This window comes from Streptomyces ovatisporus, from assembly GCF_042653885.1.
Lineage (GTDB): Bacteria > Actinomycetota > Actinomycetes > Streptomycetales > Streptomycetaceae > Streptomyces > Streptomyces ovatisporus.
In genome coordinates, this window is record NZ_JBHSFH010000010.1 from 245,606 (window position 1) to 262,857 (window position 17,252).

The 17,252-nt window shown below is 70.9% G+C and carries 15 protein-coding genes; 11 read left to right on the forward strand and 4 right to left on the reverse strand.

What is annotated here, in order from left to right; all coding sequences use genetic code 11:
* The first annotated feature begins 96 nt into the window (after positions 1-96).
* From ACFPA8_RS18805 to fdhD, 8 genes are all read left to right on the forward strand, one after another.
* A complete protein-coding gene (locus ACFPA8_RS18805; protein WP_386449970.1) occupies positions 97-795 on the forward strand; it encodes a class I SAM-dependent methyltransferase in 699 nt (232 codons plus the stop codon).
* A gap of 267 nt (positions 796-1,062) precedes the next feature.
* Positions 1,063-2,448 carry an L-lactate MFS transporter gene (locus ACFPA8_RS18810; protein ID WP_386449972.1) on the forward strand — a complete coding sequence of 462 codons (1,386 nt, stop codon included), beginning with the start codon at positions 1,063-1,065 and terminating at the stop codon, positions 2,446-2,448.
* On the forward strand, positions 2,445-2,621 hold the full coding sequence (locus ACFPA8_RS18815; RefSeq protein ID WP_386449974.1) for an MFS transporter small subunit: 177 nt from the start codon (positions 2,445-2,447) through the stop codon (positions 2,619-2,621). Before ACFPA8_RS18810 ends, ACFPA8_RS18815 begins: the two co-directional genes overlap by 4 nt.
* A 165-nt stretch (positions 2,622-2,786) precedes the next feature.
* A complete protein-coding gene (locus tag ACFPA8_RS18820; protein ID WP_386449976.1) occupies positions 2,787-3,764 on the forward strand; it encodes a 2-dehydropantoate 2-reductase in 978 nt (325 codons plus the stop codon).
* Positions 3,761-5,713: a molybdopterin oxidoreductase family protein gene (locus ACFPA8_RS18825; protein WP_386449978.1), complete on the forward strand. Its 1,953-nt coding sequence runs from the start codon at positions 3,761-3,763 to the stop codon at positions 5,711-5,713. Before ACFPA8_RS18820 ends, ACFPA8_RS18825 begins: the two co-directional genes overlap by 4 nt.
* 8 nt (positions 5,714-5,721) lie before the next feature.
* Entirely contained in the window at positions 5,722-7,695 is a 1,974-nt protein-coding gene (locus tag ACFPA8_RS18830; RefSeq protein ID WP_386449980.1) for an NAD(P)H-dependent oxidoreductase subunit E, read from the forward strand.
* Positions 7,692-8,558: a 2Fe-2S iron-sulfur cluster-binding protein gene (locus ACFPA8_RS18835; RefSeq protein ID WP_386449982.1), complete on the forward strand. Its 867-nt coding sequence runs from the start codon at positions 7,692-7,694 to the stop codon at positions 8,556-8,558. The genes ACFPA8_RS18830 and ACFPA8_RS18835 overlap by 4 nt, the downstream gene beginning before the upstream one ends.
* Positions 8,559-8,652: 94 nt before the next feature.
* Entirely contained in the window at positions 8,653-9,507 is an 855-nt protein-coding gene (gene fdhD, locus ACFPA8_RS18840) for a formate dehydrogenase accessory sulfurtransferase FdhD (RefSeq protein WP_386449984.1), read from the forward strand.
* A gap of 220 nt (positions 9,508-9,727) precedes the next feature.
* Here fdhD and ACFPA8_RS18845 read toward each other — a convergent pair whose 3' ends face one another.
* The 3 genes from ACFPA8_RS18845 to ACFPA8_RS18855 form a co-directional block, all read right to left on the reverse strand.
* The gene (locus ACFPA8_RS18845) at positions 9,728-10,165 is read right to left on the reverse strand and encodes a VOC family protein (protein ID WP_386449986.1); all 438 of its coding nucleotides are present in this window, start codon (positions 10,163-10,165) and stop codon (positions 9,728-9,730) included.
* A 1-nt stretch (position 10,166) separates the two neighbouring features.
* A complete protein-coding gene (locus tag ACFPA8_RS18850) occupies positions 10,167-10,769 on the reverse strand; it encodes a DinB family protein (protein ID WP_386449988.1) in 603 nt (200 codons plus the stop codon).
* A 215-nt stretch (positions 10,770-10,984) separates the two neighbouring features.
* A complete protein-coding gene (locus ACFPA8_RS18855; RefSeq protein WP_386449990.1) occupies positions 10,985-12,007 on the reverse strand; it encodes a bile acid:sodium symporter family protein in 1,023 nt (340 codons plus the stop codon).
* Positions 12,008-12,487: 480 nt separating this feature from the next.
* Between ACFPA8_RS18855 and ACFPA8_RS18860 the strand changes: the two genes are divergently transcribed.
* The 3 genes from ACFPA8_RS18860 (at position 12,488) to ACFPA8_RS18870 (ending at position 16,790) form a co-directional block, all read left to right on the forward strand.
* Complete coding sequence (locus ACFPA8_RS18860) at positions 12,488-14,314, forward strand: AMP-dependent synthetase/ligase (protein ID WP_386449992.1); 1,827 nt, start codon at positions 12,488-12,490, stop codon at positions 14,312-14,314.
* A 108-nt stretch (positions 14,315-14,422) separates the two neighbouring features.
* Positions 14,423-15,259 carry an aldo/keto reductase gene (locus tag ACFPA8_RS18865; RefSeq protein WP_386449994.1) on the forward strand — a complete coding sequence of 279 codons (837 nt, stop codon included), beginning with the start codon at positions 14,423-14,425 and terminating at the stop codon, positions 15,257-15,259.
* 355 nt (positions 15,260-15,614) lie between these two features.
* Positions 15,615-16,790 carry a S1 family peptidase gene (locus tag ACFPA8_RS18870; protein ID WP_386449996.1) on the forward strand — a complete coding sequence of 392 codons (1,176 nt, stop codon included), beginning with the start codon at positions 15,615-15,617 and terminating at the stop codon, positions 16,788-16,790.
* 71 nt (positions 16,791-16,861) lie between these two features.
* On the opposite strand, the gene ACFPA8_RS18875 is transcribed toward ACFPA8_RS18870, so the two are convergent.
* A complete protein-coding gene (locus ACFPA8_RS18875) occupies positions 16,862-17,167 on the reverse strand; it encodes a 4a-hydroxytetrahydrobiopterin dehydratase (RefSeq protein ID WP_386449998.1) in 306 nt (101 codons plus the stop codon).
* Positions 17,168-17,252 lie beyond the last annotated feature (85 nt).

Below are 17,252 nucleotides of genomic sequence, written 5' to 3' on the forward strand. Positions count from 1 at the left end.
GTCCGGCCGGACCGGGCGCCGCCCGGCAGGCTGTTCACGTCACGGCCTGCGGATATTGCCGCGCGGAACCGCCGTTCGCCGTGCCACTCTCCCCTCATGGACCCCGACTGGATGCTCGACGAACTCGCCCACGCCGGCCCGGAGCACCTGGACCCGGCCTTCGTCGCGGGGTTCGACCGCAAGCAGGGGCACCCCGACCCGGGACCGGACATCGACCTGCTGCGAGCACACGGGCTGGCCGGGGACTCCGTGGTCGTCGACATCGGCGCCGGCACAGGGCAGTTCGCCGTACCGGCGGCCCGGCACTTCGGACGCGTCGTCGCCGTGGAGGTCTCGCCGGCCATGGGTGACGTCCTGCGCGAGCGCGCCGCGAGCGGAGGACTGACGTCCCTGGAATGCGCGCGGGGCGGCTTCCTCAGCTACGAGCACACCGGCGCACCCGCGGACGCGGTCTTCACCCGGCACGCGCTGCACCAACTCCCGGACTTCTGGAAGGTCGTCGCGCTGCGGCGCATCGCCGGGATGCTCAGGCCGGGCGGCGTGCTGCGACTGCACGACCTGGTCTACGACTGCACCCCGGCGGAGACCGGAACCGTCCTGGAGAGGTGGCTTTCCGGCGCGGCGCACGACCCCGCCGTCGCCTACACCCGCGCGGACCTCGCCGAGCACGTGCGCACCGAACACAGCACCTTCCGCTGGCTGTTGGAGCCGATGCTCACCGCCGCGGGTTTCGAGATCTCCGACTCGGCCTTCCGCGCCTCGGTCCACGCCTCCTACACCTGCGTACGACTGTAGGCCGGTTCCGCGGGACCCGCCCCGCCCGGCGACCGCGGCGCACACCCCGCCGCAGCGGACACCGGCATCCCCGGAACGCACGCCGTACACGCAATGTGAGCGATGCGAGAAATACAACGAATGGCACACTCCGTGCCTCTCCGGCGGCACCCTGCTCACCAGAACTCCGCGCAACTCCCGCATCACCGCCCCACCCCGGCGCATACAGTCGACAAAATCTGCCGTGCCTATGGTCATCAGCCCTTCGCCTGCCTACAGTTCCGGCCCATGACGCCCGGGTTTCTTGATCGCTCCCACACCGTCGCCCCTCCCGGCTGGAGCCGCTGGCTGATTCCCCCGGCCGCGCTCTCGGTACATCTCTCCATCGGGCAGGCCTACGCGTGGAGCGTCTTCAAACCGCCGCTGGAGTCGTCCCTGGGACTGTCCGGAACAGCGAGCGCACTCCCGTTCCAGCTGGGCATCGTCATGCTCGGGCTGTCGGCCGCCTTCGGCGGGACGCTCGTCGAGCGCAACGGTCCGCGGTGGGCGATGTCGGTCTCGCTGCTGTGCTTCTCCTCCGGGTTCCTGCTCGCCGCACTCGGCGCCGCCCTCGAGCAGTACTGGCTGGTCGTCTTCGGCTACGGATTCGTCGGCGGCATCGGACTGGGGATCGGCTACATCTCCCCCGTGTCCACGCTGATCAAGTGGTTCCCGGACCGCCCCGGCATGGCGACCGGTATCGCGATCATGGGCTTCGGCGGGGGCGCGCTCATCGCCTCGCCGTGGTCCGCGCAGATGCTGGAGAGCTTCGGCTCCGACAGCGGCGGCATCGCCACGGCGTTCCTCGTCCACGGGGTGGTCTACGCGGCGTTCATGACCCTGGGCGTGCTGCTGGTGCGCGTGCCCGCGGAGGGCTGGCAGCCCCCCGGCAGCCGGACGCCGCAGGAGAAGCAGGCCGAACGGAGTCTGGTGACCACCGCGGACGTCTCGGCCCGCAACGCCGTGCGCACACCGCAGTTCTGGTGCCTGTGGGTGGTGCTGTGCATGAACGTGACGGCGGGCATCGGCATCCTGGAGAAGGCCGCGCCGATGATCGGCGACTTCTTCGCCGACACCGCCACTCCCGTCACGGCCTCCGCCGCCGCCGGCTTCGTGGCGCTGCTCTCGCTGGCCAACATGTGCGGACGCTTCCTGTGGTCCGCGACCTCCGACCTCATCGGGCGCAAGAACATGTACCGCGTCTACCTGGGCGTCGGGGCGCTGATGTATCTGGCCATCGTGCAGCTCGGCGACTCCTCCAAGCCGCTCTTCATCACCTGCGCGCTGGTCATCCTCTCCTTCTACGGCGGAGGCTTCGCGACCGTACCGGCCTATCTGAAGGACCTGTTCGGCACGTACGAGGTGGGCGCCATCCACGGGCGCCTGCTCACGGCCTGGTCGACGGCGGGCGTACTCGGCCCGCTCATCGTCAACTGGGTCGCCGACTCCCAGGAGAGCGCGGGACGTTCGGGACCGGGCCTCTACGGCCTCTCCCTCACCATCATGATCGGGCTGCTGGCCGTCGGCTTCGCCGCCAACGAACTGGTACGCCCCGTGAACCCCAAGTACCACGAGCCGCGGGCCGCGTCCGGCCACGGGACCGGCGCAGCAGAGAAGGAGGGCGACCGGCGATGACGACCGGCGGCAGCAGCACATCCGAAGGCGGCGCCCCGGCGGGCACCCCCGCCGCCGGGGCCGGCAGCAGGCGGGTGCCGCTCAGCGTCCTGGCGTGGCTGTGGGTCGGCCTGCCGATGACATACGGACTCTACGAACTGATCCAGAAGGCCGCCCAGCTCTTCACCGGCTGACGGCCTGCCCACCCGGATCCGGCAACCGGACAATCCGGACCGAACGGAGCGGGATCAACTGACGCACACCTCTTGCCCGCCCGGAAGCGCGAATGTATACAATATTCTGTCGACCATCCAAGTTCCATCCCACGCTCGGTCCCCTCAACCGATCGGAGAGCGGATATGAAAGTCGCAGTGGTCGGTGCCGGAGCAATCGGCGCCTACGTCGGAGCAGCGCTGCACCGCGGCGGTGCGGACGTCCATCTCATCGCCCGTGGTGCCCACTTGGCCGCCATGCAGGAGAACGGCGTACAAGTCCTCAGCCCGCGCGGTGACTTCACGGCCCGGGTGCACGCCACCGACGACCCGGCCTCCATCGGGCCGGTCGATTACGTCTTCCTGGGGCTGAAGGCCAACTCCTACGCGGCGTGCGGGCCGCTGGTGCATCCGCTGCTCGGCGGGGACACGGCCGTCGTCGCCGCGCAGAACGGCATCCCCTGGTGGTACTTCCACGGTCTGGCGGGCCCGTACGAGGGCCGCCGCATCGAGAGCGTCGATCCCGGCGGATCGGTCAGCGAAGTGCTTCCGCCCGAACGCGCCGTCGGATGCGTCGTCTACGCCGCGACGCAGTTGCAGGGCCCCGGCGTCGTACAGCACCTGGAAGGCACCCGCTTCTCCATAGGCGAGCCGGACACCACCGACTCCTCACGGTGCGAGGCCTTCAGCGAGGCCATGCAGGCGGGCGGCCTCAAGTGCCCCGTCGAGGCGGACATCCGCAACGACATCTGGATCAAGCTGCTCGGCAACATCGCCTTCAACCCGCTCAGCGCGCTCTCCCGCGCGACCATGGCGCAGATCTGCCGCCACCAGGACACCAGGGCGCTGGTCGCGACGATGATGCGCGAGACCCTCGCGGTGGCCGAGGCCGTCGGCTGCCGCCCCGACATCTCCGTCGAACGACGGCTGGCCGGCGCCGAACGCGTCGGGGACCACAAGACCTCCACCCTCCAGGACCTGGAGAGCGGCAAGCCCATGGAGCTGGACGTGCTCCTGGCCGCCGTGGTCGAACTCGCCGCGCTGACCCGGACACCCGTGCCGAAGCTCTGCGCCATCCACGCCGTCACCGACTTGCTGGCACAAACCGTAAGGAGCGCAGCATGAGGCAACGCGACCGCGGGAAACCGCCGTCGACGCAGTACACGCGCCTGACCCACCCCCTCGTACGGGACGGGAAGGGCGGCCCCCTCCGCAGGGCGAGCTGGGAGGAGGCGCTGGAGAGGGCGACGGACGGCTTCCGCCGGATCCGGGACGAGCACGGTCCGGACGCCTTCGGGATGTTCTCCTGCGCGCGGGCGACGAACGAGATGAACTACGTCGCGCAGAAGTTCACCCGCGTCATCATGGGCACCCACAACGTCGACTCGTGCAACCGCACCTGTCACGCGCCCAGCGTCGCCGGTCTCTCCGCCGCCCTGGGCTCCGGCGGCGGGACGTCCTCCTACGAGGAGGTCGAGACGACCGACCTGATCGTCATGTGGGGCTCCAACGCCCGCTTCGCGCACCCCATCTTCTTCCAGCACGTGCTGCGCGGCATCCGCAACGGCGCCCGCATGTACGCCGTCGACCCGCGCCGCACGTCGACCGCCGAGTGGGCGGAGAGCTGGCTCGGACTCAACGTCGGTACGGACATCCCGCTGGCGCACGCGATCGGACGCGAGATCATCCACGCCGGGCTCGTGAACCAGGCGTTCGTCGAGCGGGCGACCAGCGGCTTCGAGGAGTACAAGGCGGAGGTGGAGCCCTGGACGCTCAGCCTGGCCGAGCAGGTCACGGGCGTGCCCGCGGACGCGATCCGCGACCTCGCACACGCCTACGCCACCGCCGAACGCGCCCAGTTGTGCTGGACCTTGGGCATCACCGAGCACCACAACGGGACCGACAACGTACGCGCCCTGATCAACCTGTCGCTGCTGACGGGCCACGTCGGCCGCTACGGATCCGGGCTGCAGCCGCTGCGCGGGCAGAACAACGTGCAGGGCGGCGGCGACATGGGGGCCATCCCCAACAAGCTGCCCGGCTTCCAGGACGTACTGGACCCGGAGACCCGGGCGAAGTTCGAAGCGGCGTGGGAGACGACTCTCGAACCCCGCCACGGACGCAACCTGACCCAGATGTTCGAGGCGATGGAGTCCGGTGAACTGCGCGCCGTCTACTGCATCGGCGAGAACCCGGCGCAGTCCGAGGCCGACAGCGGGCAGGCGGTGGAGCGCATGCAGGCGCTCGAACACCTCGTGGTGCAGGACATCTTCCTGACGAAGACCGCCGAACTCGCCGACGTGGTACTGCCCGCGACGGCGGCCTGGTGCGAGACGGACGGCACCACGACGAACAGCGAACGCCGCGTGCAGCGCGTACGCAAGGCCGTCTCACCGCCCGGTGAGGCCCGCGAGGACATCGACATCATCTGCGACATCGCCGCAAGGCTGGGCCACGACTGGAAGTTCGCGGACTCCCAGGCCGTGTGGGACGAGCTGCGCGCCGTCTCCCCCGACCACTACGGCATGACGTACGAGCGGCTCGCCGAGCACCAGGGCATCCAGTGGCCCTGCCCCAGCACCGAGCGGCTCGAACCGACCTATCTGCACGGCAGGTTGTGGGAGTCGGACCCCGAACGGCGGGGCAAACCGGCCGCGTTCGGCATCGTCAAGCACGACCCGCCGGTCGACCTCACCGACGAGGACTACCCGCTGCGGCTGACGACCGGCCGACGGCTGGACTCGTACAACACCGGTGTGCAGAGCGGGAGTTTCGCCTCTCCGCTGCGGCGCGGCGAGTACGTGGAGCTGTGCCCCGAGGACGCCGAGCACTACGGCGTCGTCACCGAGGAGGAGGTGAGGGTCACCTCGCGGCGCGGATCGGTGATCGCCCCCGTGTGGGTCGATCCGGCGCTCCGCCCCGGGCTGGCCTTCATGACGATGCACTTCCCCGACGAGGTGGACACCAACCAGCTGACCATCGAGGCCAACTGTCCCATCGCCGGGACCGCCGAGTTCAAGGCGTCAGCGATACGGATCGAGAAGCTGCCCGTCGCGGCAGCCGTGAGGAGCTGAGGGCTGCGATGGATCTGCGCTTCGGTGACAGCAAGCCGACGGACGAGGAGAAGGCCGCCGTCGACGACCTGCTCGGGCCGCCCGCGAGTGCCTGGGAGGGCGCGGACGACCGCAGTACCGGCGACCTTCGCTGGGCTCTGGGCGGGCGGGACGCGCGGGAGCGCCGCGACCTGCTGTTGCCGGGGCTGCACGCGGTCAACGACAGGGTGGGCTGGATCAGCGAGGGAGCCTTGAGCTACCTCTGCCGGAGGCTGACGGTCCCCCCTGCGGAGGCCTACGGGGTGGCGACGTTCTACTCGATGTTCTCGATGCGTCCCCGGCCGGCCACGGTCGTGCACGTCTGTACGGACATCGCGTGCGCGGCGGCACCCGGTGCGGACGCCTACAAGGCGGACGTCGAACGCCGCCTCGGTCCGCCGGGTCAGGCACGCGACGGCGTGGTCTGGGAGCCGAGCCCGTGCCTCGGGCTGTGCGAGCGCGCTCCGGCGGCGCTGGCGATACGGGCCGGGCAGGGCTGCCCGTCGGCGGCGGGACCGGGGGCGGGCGCGGCGAAGGGCGCGGCGGCAGCCGCGGCGAACGGCTCCGTGAGCGGCTCGCCGCACGGCTCTGTGCACGGCTCCCCCGGCGTGCCGCAGGAGAGCGCGTACGCCACTGCCGTCGTCGCCCCCGCCACCGCGGAGAGCGTCGAAGCGGCGGCCCGGGCTCCGCAGACGGCACCCGCGGAGCCCGGCGCGGGACTGGCCGTACCGCAGGCGGGAGACCCGTCGCTGAAACTGCTCTCCCGCATCGGTGTCGTCGACCCCGAATCCCTCGACGACTACCGCGCACACGGCGGGTACCGCGCACTGCGGCGCGCCTTCGCCATCGGCCCGGCCGCGGTGCTGCGCGAGGTCACCGATTCGGGGCTGGTGGGGCGGGGCGGTGCCGCCTTCCCGACGGGCCGCAAGTGGCAGGCCACCGCGGCCCAGCCCGACCAGCCGCACTACGTGGTCTGCAACGCGGACGAGAGCGAGCCGGGCACCTTCAAGGACCGGGTGCTGATGGAAGGCGACCCGTACGCCCTGATCGAGGCCATGACCATCGCGGGCCTCGCGACCGGCGCGCACCAGGGTTATCTCTATCTGCGTGGTGAATACCCGCGTGCGCTGCGGGTGTTGACGAACGCCATCCAGCAGGCGCGGGCCCGCGGGCTGCTCGGTCCCGATGTGCTGGGCCAGGGCTACGCCTTCGACATCGAGATCCGGCGCGGCGCCGGCGCGTACATCTGCGGCGAGGAGACGGCTCTCTTCAACTCGCTGGAGGGCAACCGCGGCGAGCCGCGTTCGAAGCCGCCCTTCCCCGTGGAGAAGGGGCTGTTCGGGAAGCCGACGGCCGCGAACAACGTCGAGACGCTGGTGAACGTGCTGACCGTCCTGGAGCTGGGCGCCGAGGCGTACGCCGCCATCGGCACCGGCAAGTCCACGGGACCCAAGCTGTTCTGCGTCTCGGGCAGCGTGGAGCGTCCCGGCATCTACGAACTGCCCTTCGGCGCCACGCTCGGCGACCTGCTCGGCCTCGCGGGAGCCTCCGGCGACCTGCGGGCGGTCCTGCTCGGCGGTGCCGCCGGCGGCTTCGTCCGGGGGGACGAGCTGGACATCCCGCTCACCTTCGAGGGCACCAGAGAGGCCGGCACGACCCTCGGTTCCGGTGTGGTCCTCGCCCTGGATTCGACGGTGCCGCTGCCGCGGATCCTGCTGCGCATCGCGGAGTTCTTCCGCGACGAGTCCTGCGGCCAGTGCGTGCCCTGCCGCATCGGCACCGTACGGCAGGAGGAGGCCCTCGGGCGTCTCGCCGAACGGGCCGGCGGGCCGGGCGCGGCCACCGACATCGCGCTGCTCCGCGAGGTGGGAGAGGCGATGCGCGACGCCTCGATCTGCGGTCTCGGCCAGACCGCGTGGAACGCCGTGGAGTCCGCCATCGACCGACTGGGAGCCTACGCATGACCGCCGTACCGCTGAATCCCCCGCGCCGCCTCGTGGAGTTCACCCTCGACGGCGAGCCCGCCCGGGTCCCCGAGGGCTCCACGATCCTCGACGCCTGCGACGCCGCGGGCAAGGACGTCCCCACGCTCTGTTACGGCGACACGCTCACGCCGAAGAACGCCTGCCGCGTCTGCGTGGTCGAGGTGGAGGGCGCCCGTACGCTCGCACCGGCCTGCTCGCGCAAGGCCGAGCCCGGCATGAACGTGCGCACCGACACCGAACGCGCCCGGCACAGCCGCAAGATCGTCCTCGAACTGCTCGCCTCCGCGACCGACCTGTCCACGACGCCGCGCGTGGCGGAGTGGATCAAGGAGTACGAGGCGAAGCCCGACCGGTTCGGCGAGGACGCCGCCACGCTCAACGACGGGCCGAAGGTCGACAACGACCTGTACGTCCGCGACCTGGACAAATGCATCCTCTGCTACAAGTGCGTCGACGCGTGCGGCGAGCAGTGGCAGAACACCTTCGCCATCTCGGTCGCGGGCCGGGGCTTCGACGCCCGCATCTCCGTCGAGCACGACGGGCCCCTCACCGAGTCCGCCTGCGTCTACTGCGGCAACTGCATCGAGGTGTGCCCGACCGGTGCGCTCAGCTTCAAGTCGGAGTTCGACATGCGGAAGGCCGGCACCTGGGACGAGGAGCGCCAGACGGAGACGACGACGGTGTGCGCGTACTGCGGTGTGGGCTGCAACCTCACCCTCCACGTGCAGGACAATGAAATCGTCAAGGTCACCTCACCGCACGACAATCCGGTGACGCACGGCAATCTCTGCATCAAGGGCCGTTTCGGCTATCAGCACGTCAACAGCGGGAACACCCGCTGACCGACCGCTGACCGGCCGGTTCCGGTCCCGCTGCACGCGGGAACGCCGGACCGGCCGGACCGGCCACTGAGGACTCACCGACGGGACTGATCGAATGGGACGGGTCACAGAGCGACGGCGTGTGCTGCGCATCCGCGACGGTGCGGTCAGCACGCGCCCCGACACCCTCGTCGCCGAGGAGCCGATGGAGATCCGGCTGAACGGCAAGCCGCTCGCCGTCACGATGCGGACGCCGGGGGACGACTTCGCGCTGGCCGCGGGCTTCCTCGTCAGCGAGGGCGTGCTCGGCGCCGCGGAGGAGCTTGCGAACATCGTCTACTGCGCCGGCGCCAAGGAGGACGGCACCAACACCTACAACGTCGTCGACGTCCGTCTCGCGCCCGGCGTCCCCGTCCCCGACATCGCCCTGGAACGCAACGTGTACACCACGTCCTCGTGCGGCCTGTGCGGCAAGGCCAGCCTCGACGCGGTCCGCACGACCGCCCGCTGGGCCGTCGAGGACCCCGCGGACGCGCCCGTCCGTCTCGAACCGTCCGTGCTCTCCCGCCTCCCCGACCGGCTGCGGGCGGCCCAGCGGGTGTTCGAGCGGACCGGGGGTCTGCACGCGGCGGCGCTCTTCACGGCGGAGGGCGAACTGCTGGACGTCCGGGAGGACGTGGGGAGGCACAACGCCGTCGACAAGCTCGTCGGACGTGCGCTGCAGCAGGGCACGCTGCCGCTGCGGGAGTCGGTACTGATGGTCTCCGGACGTGCTTCGTTCGAACTCGCGCAGAAGGCGGTGATGGCCGGGATCCCGGTGCTGGCCGCCGTCTCCGCACCGTCCTCGCTGGCGGTGGACCTGGCCGCGGAGAGCGGGCTGACGCTCGTCGGCTTCCTCCGTGGCACTTCGATGAACGTGTACGCAGGTGAGCACCGGCTTGCTCTGCGCACAACAGCCGGCTGGGCCTGACGGTCTCGCCTGCTGCACGGGAACAGGGCTCGGCCGGCGGGAGGCGCCCCCTGCGTCGGCCGGGCCCTGCCCCCTGTGCACGCCGTCCACCGGGTGCACAGGATCCGCAGGTGCGCACCCTCGCCCGCACGCCCCCGCCGGTTTCGTCCGGCTCACGGGTGCGGCCGGAGCCGCTCCGCGAACGCCCGCGCGCCGGGACGCCGTCCGGCCCGGCCGCCGGTCAGTCGAGGCAGAACTCGTTGCCCTCGGGGTCGGTCATGACGATGTGACCGGAGCCGAGCGGGGGAGCGGGCTCGTGGCGCTCGAGCCGGGTGGCGCCGAGGGAGACGAGCCGCTCGGCCTCCGACTCGAGGGCCGCCATCCGGGCCTCGTCCTCCACCCCGGGAGCGGCCCGCACATCGAGATGCATGCGGTTCTTGGCCTGCTTGCCCTCCGGCACCCGCTGGAAGAACACGCGCGGCCCGGAGCCCTCCGGGTCGAGCACCGCCGAGGCGTCGTTGCGGTTCTCGGGCGGGACGCCCATCGCGTCGAGGGCCTGCTCCCACGACTCGAAGCCCTCGGGCGGGTCCTGCAGCCGGTAGCCGAGGGCCTCGGCCCAGAACGCGGCCAGCGCGGCCGGGTCGGCGCAGTCGATGGTGATCTGTACGTCGCGGGCCATCTCAGCTCGCCTCCTGCCGGGTCGGTCGGTGGGTGGGGGTGCGGCCGTGGGTGTGGGCGTAGAGGTCGCGGAGCAGGCACACCTCCGCAAGGTGGTGGATCAGCTCGCGGTTGATGTGCAGCACCAGGGCTGCGAGCGGATGCTCGCCGTACGGTCCCTCGGCCTCCCCGCACTCGCGGGCGAGACCGGCTTCGCCGAGGGACTCGGCCCCGGCCAGCCAGGTGGCGTACTCCGCGTCGAGCTGGGCCAGCGCCGCTTCGGCGGTGTCGGCGTACTCGAACGACTGGTAGTCGGTGGGCGCACGGCCGAAGTGCGCGGCGTTGCGCACCGCGAGGACGCCGACGATGACGTGCCCGAGTCGCCAGGCGATCGTCGTGAACGGCGGCGGGTCGGGCTCCGGCATCGCGAAGTCGATGGTCATCGCGCCGGAACCGGCCTGCACGGGCGCCGTACCGGTGCCGCGCGGTCGTACGCTCCAGCAGTCGGGGGCCGGCTCCCAGAAGTACTCGCCGTCGGTGAGTCCGTCGAGGCGGGGGCGCAGGTGGTGGGTCCAGTGCCAGGTGATCTGCTCGCGGAGCAGGGGGTTCCATTTCTGGTCGGTCATGGGCTCAGCCTTCCGCACATTGCGGACAGGATCGTTCCTCGATCCGCCGGCCGGTAAGCGTGTGACCGTCGGGTGACGCCCGGCGCTCCCTCACTTCCCCGGACTGCCCGGTGCTACGGACGACCGCAGGGCCGAACGCCCGCAGCTCCGGACGACCGCACGGCCGAACGGCCGAACGGCCGCAGCGCCGTTCGACCGCACGGCCGAACAGGGCCCTACTTGCTGTACGTGAGCGACGGGCTCTCGCCGACGGTCTGCCCGGCCCCGCCCGGGGCCCGCACGTCCCGGGCCCCGGCGGCCCAGCGCCGGGAGATGAACGCGCAGACGATCAGCTGCATCTGGTGGAAGAGCATCAGCGGCAGCACCGCCGGCGCGGCGTGCGCCCCGAAGAGGACGCTCGCCATGGGCAGCCCGGCGGCCAGCGACTTGTTGGAGCCCGCGAAGACGGTCACCACGCGGTCCTCGCGGGCGAACCCCAGCTTCCCGGCCCCGTACCAGGTCAGCACCAGCATCAGCGCCAGAAGTACGGCCTCCACGCCGACGAGGGCGGTCATCCGCCACGGCGTGATCCGGCCCCAGATTCCCTCGACGACGCCCTGGCTGAAGGCCGTGTAGACGACCAGCAGCACCGATCCGCGGTCGACGGCGCCGAGGATCCGCCGGTGGCGCGTGAGGAAGCCGCCGATCCAGCGGCGCAGCAGCTGCCCCGCCAGGAACGGCGCGAGCAGCTGGCAGAGGATGCCCACCAGCGCGTCGGCGCCGATCGCGGCGTGACCGCCGATCAGCCAGGCCGCCAGCAGCGGCGTCGCGGCCATCCCGATGAGGCTGGAGTACGTCCCGGCGCAGATGGCGGCGGGCACGTTGCCGCGTGAGACGGAGGTGAAGGCGATGGAGGACTGGACGGTGGAGGGCACCAGGCACAGGAAGAGCAGCCCCGCCTGGAGCTCGGGCGTCAGGACGTGCGGCACGAGCCCGCGCGTCGCCAGCCCGAGCAGCGGGAAGGCGGCGAACGTGCAGAACACCACCGTCAGATGAAGCCGCCAGTGACGTACGCCCTCCAGCGCCTGCCGGGAGGAGAGCCGGGCACCGTAGAGGAAGAAGATGAGTCCGACGGCGGCCTTGGTGCCCCACCCGAAACCGGCGGCGACGCCGCCGCTCGCCGGCCACAGGACGGCGAGGAGCACGGTGCCGAGAAGCAGTGCGATGTACGGGTCGGCCAGTCGTGCCAGGCGGTGCAATGAACTCCCTCTGTACGTACGGCTGCGGCGTACGGACCTCCTTCGCCGTACGGGCCGTCTGCACCGACGCGACGTGGTGCACCGGCAGAATTGTATCGGCGTGGTGAGAGCCTCCGGAGCACGGAACGGGCCGCACGGGCCGGCCGGTGCGGTGTGATGCGTCACGGCGCGGACGATCGCCCTGTGGTGGGGTGCGGCATACTCGGGTGCCGGAACGCACAGCTCGGCGGAGGGTGTTTCGTCCGGTGCCGGGTGGTTTCGCGGCTTGGCGTACGCCACCGTACTGAGCGGCCGGTTTACTCGGGGAGGTTCAGTGCAGAAAAGTCGTGCGGGGTGCAACAACCTCACGACGAGCTCCCGAAATGCCCGCAAATGCCCGGGCTGTTGAAATCAGTACCCCTCCCCACCAGCCGTTTCATCGGATACGGTCGCTCGCGCTGTGCCATACAGCTGTGCACTGCACGTCGAGGAGCAGAACCATTGCGCGAGTTCACCGTCCCGGCTGTGGCGCCCACGCCCCAAGTTGGGGGGCTGGCTGACGCCGTTTTCGACTACGCCACCGAGGACCCCGACCGGGTTGCTCTGTGCCGTAAGGATTCAGCAGGCGAGTGGCAGGACGTGACCGCCGCCGAATTCCGCGATCAGGTACTGGCCATGGCCAAGGGGCTGCTGGCCGAGGGCATCCGCTTCGGGGACCGCGTCGCCGTCATGTCCCGCACGCGCTACGAGTGGACCCTCCTCGACTTCGCCCTGTGGGCCGTCGGAGCCCACGTCGTGCCCGTCTACCCCACCTCCTCCGCCGAGCAGGTCTGCTGGATGCTGCACGACGCGGAGGTGGCCGCGGCCATCGTCGAGCACGAGGACCACGCCATGACGGTCGGCTCCGTCATCGACCGGCTGCCGCGGCTGAAGAGGCTGTGGCAGCTCGACGCGCAGGCGGAGAAGGAACTCATGGCCGCCGGCACCCACCTGGACGACGACATCGTCCACCGCCACCGGCTCGCCGTCACACCGGACTCGACGGCCACGATCATCTACACGTCCGGCACGACGGGACGCCCCAAGGGGTGTGTCCTCACCCACGCCAACTTCCTCGCAGACTCCGACGCCCTGATGAGCCGCTACCAGGAAGTCTTCAGCTCCAAGCCCGGCGAACCGCCCTCCCTGCTGCTCTTCCTGCCGCTCGCCCACGTCTTCGGACGGATGGTGCAGCTGGTGTGCATCCGCGCGAAGGTCAAGCTGGCCCACCAGCCCGTCATGGCGGCGGAGGCGCTGCTCCCGGACCTGGAGTCCTTCAAGCCGACGTTCATGCTCGCCGTGCCGCACCTCTTCGAGAAGATCTTCCAGGCGTCGCGCCGCAAGGCCGAACTCGAAGGCAAGATCGGCCCCTTCGAGAAGGCGGTGGACGTGGCGGTCCGCTACGCGGAGGCGGTCGAGCACAAGGCGTTCCGCACGGGCCCCGGCCCGAGCCCGGCCCTGCGGGTGAAGCACCAGGTCTTCGACACGCTCGTCTACAGCAAGCTCCGCGAAGCCTTGGGCGGCCGGTGCCATGCGGCGATGTCGGGCGGCTCGGCGATGGAACGGCGCCTCGGGCTGTTCTTCGACGGCATCGGCATGCGCATCTACGAGGGTTACGGCCTGACGGAGACCAGCGCCGGAGCCTGCGTCAACCCGCCTGGCCGGACCAAGTTCGGCACCGTGGGCCAGCCCCTGCCCGGCACGACGGTGCACATCGCCGACGACGGGGAGATCTGGCTCCGCGGCGGCCAGGTCTTCCAGGGCTACCTCAACAACCCCAAGGGCACCGACGAAGCCCTGCACGACGGCTGGCTCGCGACGGGCGACCTCGGCTCGCTCGACGAGGACGGCTATCTGACCATCACCGGGCGCAAGAAGGAGATCCTGGTCACCTCCAACGGCAAGAGCGTCTCCCCCGGCGTGCTGGAGGAGCGCGTGCGCGCTCACCCGCTGGTCGCCCAGTGCATCGTGGTCGGCAACGACCGCCCGTACGTCTCGGCTCTCGTCACCCTCGACCCGGATGCCGTCACGCACTGGCTGGCGATGCGGGAGAAGCCGGAGATGCGGGCCCAGGAACTCGTGCGCGACCCGGATCTGGAGACCGAGGTCCGGCGTGCCGTCGTGGCCGCCAACACCCAGGTCTCCCAGGCCGAGTCGATCCGGACCTTCCGGATACTGGCCGCGCAGTTCACCGAGGAACACGGCTTCGTCACACCGTCGCTGAAGCTGAAGCGGAAGGCGATCGAGACGGCCTACGCCGTCGAGATCGAAGCGCTCTACCAGCACTGACCGCAGGTGAGGCGGGGCGAGCCGGTCGCCCTCGGAATGTCCCGCCGCGGATGACCGTTGACCAGGTGGAATGCGCACCGTCTATCCGAACGTGAGGACCGAACGCTCGTGAGCAACGTTCCCGCCATCACCCTCAACAACGGCAGCGTCATGCCGCAGCTCGGCTTCGGCGTCTGGCAGGTGCCCGACGACGAGGCGGCGCGTGCCGTGGGCACCGCGCTCGAAGCGGGTTACCGCAGCATCGACACGGCGGCCGTCTACGAGAACGAGCGCGGCACGGGTCAGGGCATCGCCGCCTCCGGTGTGCCCCGCGAGGACCTCTTCGTCACGACCAAGCTGTGGAACTCCGAGCAGGGCCACGACTCCGCCCTGCGGGCCTTCGACGCCTCGCTGGAGCGCCTCGGCCTGGACTACGTCGATCTGTACCTCATCCACTGGCCCATGCCGGACACCGGCAAGTACGTGGAGACCTGGAAGGCCTTCGAGAAGATCCACGCCGAGGGCAGGGCGAAGGCCGTCGGCGTCTCGAACTTCCACCCGCCGCACCTGCAGCGGCTGCTGGACGAGACGGGCACCGTGCCGGCCCTCAACCAGATCGAGCTCCACCCGCATCTTCAGCAGAGCGGCCCCCGCGCCTTCCACGCGGACCACGGCATCGCGACCGAGGCGTGGTCGCCGCTGGGCCAGGGCAAGGAGCTGCTGCAGGAGCCGGAGCTGAAGGCCCTCGCCGAGAAGCACGGCAAGACGTCCGCGCAGGTCGTGCTCCGCTGGCACCTCCAGGTGGGCAACGTGGTGATCCCGAAGTCCGTCACCCCCGCCCGTATCAGGGAGAACATCGACGTCTTCGACTTCGAGCTGGACGCCGGCGACCTGGACACCGTCGCCGGCCTCGACTCCGGCACCCGGCTGGGCCCCGACCCGGACTCGATGCACTTCACCGGCTGACCGTCCGGGGGGAGTTCAGCGCCGCGCAGGCGCGGCCTGCGGTCGTGCGACGGCGGACGCCGCTGCCCGGGACCACCGGGCAGCGGCGTCCGCCGTGGGGCACAGCGGCACGAACGAGCCCACCGGCGTGCGCCGCTCTCGTCCCGTCAGGTGAGGACGGAGGCACACCGTGCACGAGACCGTGCACCTCACGGCCCGGTCCCGCCCCTGACGCGACAGGCCGCGTCGTGGTCCCCCGGCCGGCGGCCGGCACGTGCGCCCATCTGGTCCACCCACCGGTGGTGCCGCTCGCAGAGCGGCCGGACGCTGAAGCATGGGCCGGTCACGCCCGTGCACCAGCGAACGAGGAGAGCGCATGCCCCGTAAGGTCCCTGTCCTCGCCGCCACGGCCATGGCCGTCGGCGCCCTCGCCATCGGCTCCCTGCCCGCCGTCGCGGAGCCCTCTCCCCCCGGGCAGGCCCCCGTCGGCGGTGCGGATCCCGCACCCGAGGTGGCTCCCGGGATGCTCAAGAGCATCAGCCGCGACCTGGGCATCACCACGTCCCAGGCCAGGACCCGGCTCGTCAACGAGCGGCGCGCGGCGGCCGTCGAGAGGTCCCTCCGCAAGAAGCTGGGGCCCCGCTACGGAGGCGCCTGGGTCACCGGATCGACCTCGAAGCTGACCGTGGCCACCACCGACCGGCGCGACACTCGCGTGATCACCGCCGCCGGTGCCACCGCCAAAGTGGTCGAACACAGCTTCGCCGAACTTGAGACGGCCAAGGAGGCTCTGGACCGTACGGCTCTGAAGCGGGCGCCTCGCGGTGCGTCCGTCTGGGCGGTGGACGTGCAGTCCAACAGCGTGCTCGTACGGGCGGGTCAGCCCGCTGCGGCGAAGGACTTCCTCACAAGGAGCGGTGCCACGCCGGGACTTGTCCGGGTGACGCAGTCAGCGGAGCGCCCCCGTCTCTACGCGGACGACCTGCGCGGCGGGGACGCGTACTACGCCAACGGTTCCACGCGCTGCTCGATCGGTTTCTCCGTCACCAAGGGCAGCAAGGAGGGCTTCCTGACGGCCGGGCACTGCGGCAGGGCGGGTGCGAAGACGACCGGTCACAACCGGGCGTCACAGGGCACCGTGCGGGCCCGCTCCTTCCCGGGCGACGACTACGGCTGGGTCGAGGCGAACAGCGGCTGGCGGGCGACGCCGTACGTGAAGGGGACGGGCGGCGCGAACGTGACGGTCTCCGGGTCGCAGCGGATGCCGGCGGGTTCGTCGGTCTGCCGCTCCGGATCGACCAGCGGGTGGCGCTGCGGCACGATCGAACAGCACGAAGCGACCATCACCTACGAGGAGGGCACGGTCGAGGGACTGACACGGAGCACCGTGTGCGCCGAACCCGGCGACTCCGGCGGGCCGTTCATCTCCAGCGACCAGGCGCAGGGGACCACGTCCGGCGGCTCGGGCGACTGCTCCGTCGGAGGCACCACCTACTACCAGCCGGTGAGCGAACCGCTGTCGGAGTACGGCCTGACCCTGAGGACCGACTGACAGCGCCGGGGAGGGGGCCCGGCGGCCGGCTGCGAACCCCGGCCGCCGGGCCCCGGCCGGTCGCGGCGGTGTCAGCTCGCGCCGTGTCCGGACGCGATCTCCTCGATGCGGCGGGCGAGTTGGACGTCCTTGTCCGTGACCTTTCCGCCGACGCTGTGGGTGTTCACCGTCACCGACAGCTTGCTGTAGCCCAGCGACATCTCCGAGTGGTGGTTCAACTCCTCCTGGATGGCGGCCACATGGACGACCATCGCGGCGGCGGGGAGATGCTTGGCGAAGGAGTACGTACGGCTGATGCTCTCGCCGTCCGTCGTCCAGCCGGTCAGGCCGGCCAGTGCTTCCTCGGTCTGCTGCCGGCTCAGAGCTTCGGGGGCCATGAGGTGGTTCTCGCTTCCTCTCGAGGTCTCCCACAAGCGTAGGATCCGGCAGCCCGGCACGCCCGGCGGGCGGCCGACGAGGCCG